The 7,638-nt window shown below is 69.8% G+C and carries 7 protein-coding genes; all 7 read right to left on the reverse strand.

The genetic code is table 11. From position 1 onward, the window contains the following. Positions 1-58: 58 nt before the first annotated feature. The 7 genes from IFU30_RS19985 to rpmB all read right to left on the reverse strand — a co-directional run bounded on the left by IFU30_RS19985 (position 59) and on the right by rpmB (position 7,354). Positions 59-3,295, reverse strand: a complete 3,237-nt coding sequence (locus tag IFU30_RS19985; RefSeq protein ID WP_192006897.1) for an AAA family ATPase — start codon at positions 3,293-3,295, stop codon at positions 59-61. Continuing rightward, positions 3,295-4,464 carry an exonuclease SbcCD subunit D gene (locus tag IFU30_RS19990; protein WP_192006898.1) on the reverse strand — a complete coding sequence of 390 codons (1,170 nt, stop codon included), beginning with the start codon at positions 4,462-4,464 and terminating at the stop codon, positions 3,295-3,297. Before IFU30_RS19990 ends, IFU30_RS19985 begins: the two co-directional genes overlap by 1 nt. A gap of 160 nt (positions 4,465-4,624) precedes the next feature. Then, on the reverse strand, positions 4,625-4,906 hold the full coding sequence (locus IFU30_RS19995; RefSeq protein ID WP_064294762.1) for an HU family DNA-binding protein: 282 nt from the start codon (positions 4,904-4,906) through the stop codon (positions 4,625-4,627). Between the two features lie 203 nt (positions 4,907-5,109). Then, positions 5,110-6,516 carry a DHA2 family efflux MFS transporter permease subunit gene (locus IFU30_RS20000; protein ID WP_426738886.1) on the reverse strand — a complete coding sequence of 469 codons (1,407 nt, stop codon included), beginning with the start codon at positions 6,514-6,516 and terminating at the stop codon, positions 5,110-5,112. Between the two features lie 126 nt (positions 6,517-6,642). Next, positions 6,643-6,948 carry a 30S ribosomal protein S14 gene (gene rpsN / locus IFU30_RS20005; RefSeq protein ID WP_064294760.1) on the reverse strand — a complete coding sequence of 102 codons (306 nt, stop codon included), beginning with the start codon at positions 6,946-6,948 and terminating at the stop codon, positions 6,643-6,645. 2 nt (positions 6,949-6,950) lie between these two features. Next, positions 6,951-7,118 (reverse strand): 50S ribosomal protein L33, encoded by a 168-nt coding sequence (rpmG, locus tag IFU30_RS20010; protein ID WP_056010525.1) that lies wholly within the window; start codon positions 7,116-7,118, stop codon positions 6,951-6,953. Next, a complete protein-coding gene (gene rpmB, locus IFU30_RS20015) occupies positions 7,118-7,354 on the reverse strand; it encodes a 50S ribosomal protein L28 (protein WP_056010522.1) in 237 nt (78 codons plus the stop codon). Before rpmB ends, rpmG begins: the two co-directional genes overlap by 1 nt. Positions 7,355-7,638: the final 284 nt, after the last annotated feature.

The following is a 7,638-nucleotide window of genomic DNA, read 5'->3' on the forward strand; positions in this document are numbered from 1 at the left end:
CCCCGACCGCAGCGGGCTCAGCCGGCGCTCGGTCCCTGAGCCTGTCGGAGGGCGCCGCTCACGCCCGGACGAGCAGGGTCGAGGAGCCGTCTTCCAGCCGCCGCACCTCGATGCGTTCGCCGATGCGCTGCTTCATCTCCTCGACGTGGCTGACGACGCCGACGACGCGGCCGCCGGCCGAGAGCCGACCGAGCTCGGCCATCACGGTGTCGAGCGTCTCGGGGTCGAGGCTGCCGAACCCTTCGTCGACGAAGAGCGTGCCGAGCTCGACACCGCCGGCCTCGCCCGTCACGACGTCCGCCAGCCCGAGTGCGAGGCAGAGGGAGGCGTAGAACGTCTCGCCACCGGACAGCGACTTCGGATCGCGACGCCGGTCGGTCCGGTGATCGTGCACCGTGAGCGACAATCCGACGCGCTGGCTGCGGGAGGGTCCTTCCTTGACATCGCTGCGGACGAGCTCGTAGCGCCCGCCTGACATCGACTCCAGGCGCGCGTTCGCCGCCGCCACGACATCCTCGAAGCGGCGCAGGAGCACGTAGGTGCCGAGGGTGACCTTCGTGCTGTTCTCGCTGCCCGTGGCCGACACCACGTCGGCGAGGCGGACGACGGCCGCGGCCTCGCGGACCGCGTCGGCGTTCTCGTCGGCCGCCTCGGCGAGCGCCGTGCAGGCCGCCGCCGCGTTGGTCGCTCGTCGTGCGGAGACGGCGGCCGCTGCGGTCGCGGTTCCTGCCGCCGCTTCGGCGTCGGCCAGTCGTCGAGCCGTCGCTTCGACGTCGGGTGCGGCGGTACCGGCGACTCCGGCGATGGCCGGGCTCGCGAGTGCTTCCGCGTTCGCGGTCGTGTGACGCAGGTGATCGGCCACCCGCGCCTCGGCGCTCGCCCGTTCGACCCCGTTCATGACTGCGGCTTCCGCGGCCGCGCGGTCGGCGAACCCGGCCCGCTCGAGTCCCGCCTCCAGCTCGACCGCGCGCTCGGCGTCACGCAGGCGCCGGTCAGCGACGGTCGCTCGTGCCGCCGCGAGCAGGGACAGCGAGGAGAGCTCAGCCTCGAGCATCGCGTCGAGCTCGGCAAGTGAAGCCGCTCGACCGGCGAGGACACCGGCCACCTCGGCGCGGGCCTGCTCGTGGGCGCGCTGCGCGGCGGCGAGCCGCTCGGTCAGTGTCGCCCGAGTGGCGGTGCGTTCCGACACCGCGACCACGCCGGCCAGGTGCTCGTCCGCGAGGCGCCCGGCCTCCGCGACCTCGGCGTCCGCCTGCTCGGCAGTGACCACGGCCTCCGCGTACTGCCGGTCGGCCTCCGCAGCGGCCGCATCGACGGCCGCCCGCGCAGCGACCGGGTCGAAGCCGGTCGTCGCCGTCGAAGCGTCGGACGAGCCGGTTGCAGCCACGTCGCCCGGGTCGTCGGCCAGCGCGAGGAACTGCTCGACGAGGCGACGACGCTCCGCCCGGGCGATGTCCCGGGCATTCTGCGCCGACTGCATCGTCGCCTCGGCATCGGCCCGCGCGACGGATGCCGCTTCGACCGCGTCCGCGTCGGGGTGGTCTCCGTCGAGCACCGCGGGCGCCGGATGACTCAGCGAACCGCAGACGCTGCACGGCTCGCCGTCCCGCAAGCCGGTGGCGAGTTCACCCGCCATGCCCTCGATCCTTCGGAGGCGCAGCGACGTCTCGACGTCGATCGCCGCCTTCGCGGCCGTGGCGGCCTCGGTGACCTCGTCGGCGAGCCCCTCGAGGCGGTCGTCGGCCGCGTCCACCCGATCCAGCACCGCACGACGTTCAGCCACGCGCTCGACGGACCGGGCGGCCCTGGCCGACTCGGTGGCCGCACGCGAGGCGCGCTCCGGTGCCGAGCTGAGCGCTGCCCGGCGGGCGTCCCGCCGGGTCTGTTCCGCAGCGAGCTCGGCGAGCCGTTCGTCGACGGTCGCGAGCTCCTCGGTGAGCGCTGTGAGCGCGCGTTCGCGGTCGGCGTCGGCGGCTTCGAGGACGAGCACTGCCGCCATCGACGCCCGCTCAACGGTGAGGGATTCGCGGCGCCCGGCGACGGACGCGTCGTCGAGTGCGACGATCGCCTCGTCGGCCTGCTCCTCCATCGCGGTGAGCGACGCGATGGCATCCTGGAGCGCCGCCGATGCCGTGGCCGCTCCGGCGAGCGCGGACGCGACGGTGTCCGCCCGAGCCGCTGCCGCAATCCGTTCGGAGAGCCGCGCGACCGGTTCGTCGTCCACCGAGAGCAGCTCGCGCTCGGTCAGTAGCTCCGCGCGACGTTCGATGGACGCGAGCAGCGTCTGGGCCGCGGCGTGTTCGGTGCGAGCGCCCTCCAGGGCGACCCGCGCCTCGCCAGCGGTCGAGGCGTCGGCGGCGGCGTGGCGCTCGAGGACGGCGACGATACGCGTGGCGTCACCGACGAGGTCTTCGGAATCGGCTTCGAGCGGGACCGCGAGGGTCGCGATGTCGGGTTCGGGCTCGCCATCCGCGACGTCCGGGTGGAGGTCGGGCTCCGCAGCCGACGGCTCACCGGCAGTCGCGGGAGCACCTGACTCGGCATCGACCGCCGCTGGGACGTCCATCCCGGCCGGGGTGTCCGCTCCCTTGCCCGCGACGAGTTCCCGTGCGTCGTCGAGTTCGGCCGCTCCAGCGAACCGGGCGATCGCGCGGCCCAGCGCCTCTCGTGCGCCTTCGATGTCGCGTTGGGCCTGCCGACGTTGCTCGACGAGGTGCTTGGCGACCCGCTCGTAGTGCTCCGTCCCGAACAGGGACCGGAGGAGCTCGCTGCGCTCCTCACCGCCGGCGGCGAGGAACTTCGCGAACTCGCCCTGCGGGAGGACGATGGTCTGGACGAACTGTTCCCGGGTGAGACCGACGATCCGGCTGATCTCAGGACCGATCTCCTGCGCGCGGGTCGACAGGGTCTCTCCGGCCAGTGCGTCGGGATCGGTCAGGCGGACGAGGGTGGCGCTCGCCTGCTGCGGTGTGAAGCCGGCACCGCGCTGCTTCGGCCGCTGGTAGGCCGGCGTCCGCCGCACCCGGTACACGCCGGATCCAGTCTCGAAGACGAGTTCCACGAACGGTTCCGTCCCGGGCTGCGCGTGGTGCGAGTGGAGGCGGTCCTTGCTGGCCCCGGTACCGGCGAGTTCGCCGTACAGCCCGAACACGATGGCGTCGATGATCGTGGACTTGCCGGCGCCGGTCGGTCCCTCCAGGAGGAACAGACCAGCCCGCCCGAGTTCGACGAAGTCGATGGTGTGCTCACCGGCGTACGGTCCGATGGCCTGCAGCGTCAGTCGGTGCAGGCGCATCAGGCACTCACCTCCGCGGCGAGTGCTGCCTCGTTCGCCGCCGCGATGAGCTCCCGCTCGCGAGTGGTCGCCGGTGCACCCGTCGCGTACTCGATGAACTCGGCGGTGACCTCGACCGGGTCGGAGACCGCCGTGACGGCTGCGGCGCGAGCCTCCTCGGAACGGTTCGCCGGCGCGTGCGACCAGACGAGCAGGTGCGGGAAGCGCCGGGTCAGCGTCGCGTACAGCTCCGGTGGCCGGACGTCGTCGGTGACCGTGGCGCGCACCCAGGCGTCGACGGCGTCGTCTCCCGTGGGGCCCTGCAGCTCTGCGAGGGTTCCGGTGACGTCGACGAGCCGACGGGGCACCGGCGCCGGCAGCAGTTCCAGGTGCACGGAGCCGTCGGCGGCGAGGTCGACCAGCACGCTCGACTTCACCTGGTTGCGTTCGGAGAAGGAGTAGGCGAGCGGCGACCCGGAGTACCGCATGCGTTCGACGCCCGTCGCGGCCCCGACGCGCTGCGCACCGTGGAGGTGGCCGAGCGCGACGTAGTCGAAGTCGTCGAACAGCTGGGCGGGCACCGCATCGACCCCGCCGATCCGGATGTCGCGTTCGCTGTCGCTCGCGAGACCACCGATGACGAAGGCGTGCGCAGCAACGACCGACCGGACCGCTCCGTGCTCGCGACGCTGCGCGAGATCGGCTCGGACGCTCGCGAGGGCTGCACCCATGACGGCGGCGTGCGACCGCGCGAGCGGCTGGTCGTCCGGAGCGAGCACCCCTCGCGCGGTGTCGGGGTCGAGGTAGGGCAGCGGGTAGAAGGCGACGGGCCCGTGTTCGTCGTCCACCAGGACCGGTTCGCCGACCCGCGCGAGGTCGGCGCGAATGTCGATCCCGTCGCGCAGCATGGCGGCGCCGAAACCGAGCCGGATGGCCGAATCATGGTTGCCCGGGGCGAGGATGACGCGGGTGCGGCCAGCAAGCCGCCCGAGCGACTCCGACAGCAGCGTCACCGCCTCGACCGGCGGGATGGCGCGGTCGTAGATGTCGCCGGCGACGAGGAGGACGTCGACCTTGTGGTCCACGACCGTCTGCTCGAGGTGCGCCAGGAAGTCGCGTTGGAAGGGGAGCAGGTCGACCCCGTGCAGCGAACGGCCGAGGTGCCAGTCCGAGGTGTGGAGGATCCGCATGACAGCAATGCTAGGCCGAGCCGCCGACACCTCGCCGCGCCCCGGACGGCACCCGGACGAACGACAGCAGGGCGTCGCTCTCGCGACGCCCTGCTGTGTGGTCTGAACCGGCGGAGTGTCTCCGTGGTCCGAGTCCGTGCGGGCTCGCGCCCGCGACGACTTACTTGACGGAAGCCTTGAGCTTCGAGCCGGCGGTCACCTTGACGCGCTTGCCTGCCGGGATCTGGATCTCGGCGCCGGTCTGCGGGTTGCGGCCCGTGCGAGCGGCGGTGTCGGTCTGCTCGAAGGCGATCCAACCCGGGATCGAGACCTTGCCGCCCGTGGCGACGGTCTCAGCGACGGTGGTGAACAGCGCGTCGACAACGCTGCCGACGGTCGCCTGGCTCTGGCCGGTCGATGCGGCGATGGCGGCGACGAGTTCGGTCTTGTTCAAATTTGCCATTGTGAGGGTCCTCCTCGGACGTTGCTGCAACGTACAGCTGATGTGTTGGTAGCGAAGGTGTCGCTGATACGGCACCAACTGGTCGGTGTGACCGCCTCGAATGTAGCAGCAATCCGCGAGATTTCGCGGATTTCTCCGCTCTACGCGGACAATCGGGCCTGCGTGTCGGTCGTTTCCCAGCTGGGAGCCGTCGGTGTGGCCGCTCAGCGGACCCCGATGACGCTGTGCCCGGCAGCTCGCGACAGCAACCACGCCTCGATCGTCGGGAAGAGGGTCAGGACGGCGATCGCGAGGAACGCGAACTGATACGGCAGCAGCTGGCCGCCACCGACCCCGTCCTCGAGGGAGAATCCGGTCGTCAGCAGGATCGCTCCGACGGCGACACCGAAGCCGCTCGCGACCTGTTGCAGGGTCGAGTTGAGGGTGTTGGCGCGAGACATCGCAGCGGGTTCGACGTCGGCGAAGGTGATGGTGTTGTACGCCGTGAAGCCGATCGACCGGGCGACCCCGCTGAGGAAGAGCAGCAGTGCCATGAGCACGATCGACGTGTCAGCGGTGAGGAACGCCATCCCGGCCATGCACAGGACTCCGATCAGGTTCGACGACACGAGCACCAGACGGAATCCGAACCGCCGCAGCATCCAGGTCGTCGCCGGCTTGATCGCGAGGTTGCCGGCGAAGAGGAAGAGCACCATCGAACCGGCCTGGACGGGCGTCCAGCCGAATGCGTCCTGGAAGAGCAGCGGCAGGAGGAAGGGGACGGCGCTGATGGTGAGCCGGTAGACGCTGCCCCCGGCGTTGGCCAGACGGAAGGTCTCGATGCGCAGCGAGCGGAGGTCGACGAATGGGTGGGGGGCACGGAACAGGTGCCGGATCGCGAGGGCGAGCAGAACGACACCTGCCACGAGCGACCCGATGAACCACCGGGCGTCGAACCCGGCGCCGGACACCAGGGACGCCGCCACGAGGAGCGAGGCGAGCCCAACGCAGGCGAGCGACAGGCCGAGCCAGTCGAGCGGAGGCACCTCGTCGGCGGCGAAGTCGGGGACGATGCGGAGCGCCACGATGAAGGCGACGACACCGATCGGCACGTTGATGAGGAAGATCCAGTGCCAGGAGGCGTACTGGGTGATCACCCCACCGAGGAACGGCGCGATGATCGGGGCGGCGAGGGCGGGCCACGTCAGGAGGGCGATGGCCTGTATCAACCGCTCCTTGGGCGTCACCCGGAGCACGGCCAAGCGGCCGACCGGCACCATCAACGCCCCGCCGACGCCCTGGAGCACCCGGAAGCCGACGAGCATCGGCAGGCTCGAGCTCAACGCACACAGCACGGAGGCGATCGTGAACACCGCGATCGCCAGTGCGAAGATGCGCTTGGCACCGAACCGGTCCGTCAGCCAACCGCTGACGGGGATGAGCACGGCCACCGTGAGCAGGAATGCGGTGACCGCGAGCCCGACGGCGGTCGACGAGGTGCCGAGGTCCCGGGCGATACTCGGTGCGGCTGTGGTGAGGATCGTCCCGTCGAGGTTCTCCATGAAGAAGCAGCCGGCGACCAGGAGGGCGATGGCTCGTTGCGTGCGGACGTCCAGCAGCGCCTCCTCGATGGATGTGGGAACCGTTCGATCCTTGCAGCTGTCGCCGACAACGCGAAAGGGCCGCCCGCGATGCGGACGGCCCTTTCGGTGTTGCGTTGCTGTGTCAGCGGAATGTGAGCTCCGACTGAGCGGGTGTTACCAGCTCGACTTGCGGACGCCGGGCAGTTCGCCCTTGTGCGCCATGTCGCGGAAGCGAACGCGGCTGATGCCGAACTTCGAGAGGTTGCCTCGCGGGCGACCGTCGATCGCGTCGCGGTTGCGGAGGCGAACCGGCGAAGCGTTGCGAGGAAGCTTCTGGAGGCCGAGGCGAGCTGCTTCACGCGACTCGTCGGTCCCGGCGGGGTCGACGAGAGCCTTCTTCAGCTCGGCGCGCTTCGTGGCGTAGCGGTCGACGATAACCTTGCGCTGCTCGTTACGGGCGATCTTGCTCTTCTTAGCCATGTTTAGCGCTCCTCTCGGAATTCAACGTGCTTGCGCACTACGGGGTCGTACTTCTTGAGCACGAGACGGTCTGGGTTGTTGCGACGGTTCTTCTTGGTCACGTACGTGTAACCGGTACCAGCCGTCGAACGGAGCTTGATGATTGGACGGACGTCCTGCTGCTTAGCCATTAGATCTTCACCCCACGAGCGAGAATGTCCTTGACGACGGATTCGATGCCACGGGCGTCGATCACCTTGATGCCCTTGGCGGACACCTTGAGGGTGACGTTACGACGCAGCGAGGGCACGTAGTAGGTCTTCTTCTGCACGTTCGGGTCGAAGCGGCGCTTCGTGCGACGGTGCGAGTGCGAGATGTTGTGACCGAAGCCGGGAACGGCTCCTGTCACCTGGCACACTGCTGCCATAGTAGTTTCTCCTTCATTACCGCAGGGCGACTGCCCTGCCCAAGATCTCTTGTCGGCGTGCGCGATCCCGGTCTGCGTGAGCGGTGGGGATCGTGGACACGATGTGGACATGGAGCGTCCACACCAAGGGTCAAGCGTACGCTGTGACCAGGCGTTTTGCAAATTCGTGTTTCTACCACTGAACGCGCTGTGCGTGTTAACGCACTGCGTGTTAACGCAAAATGGCCACCCAAGAACCTTGGGTGGCCATTTCAACGAAGAAGTCCGGCGGTGTCCTACTCTCC

This window comes from Plantibacter sp. CFBP 8798 (assembly GCF_014841195.1).
Lineage (GTDB): Bacteria > Actinomycetota > Actinomycetes > Actinomycetales > Microbacteriaceae > Plantibacter > Plantibacter auratus.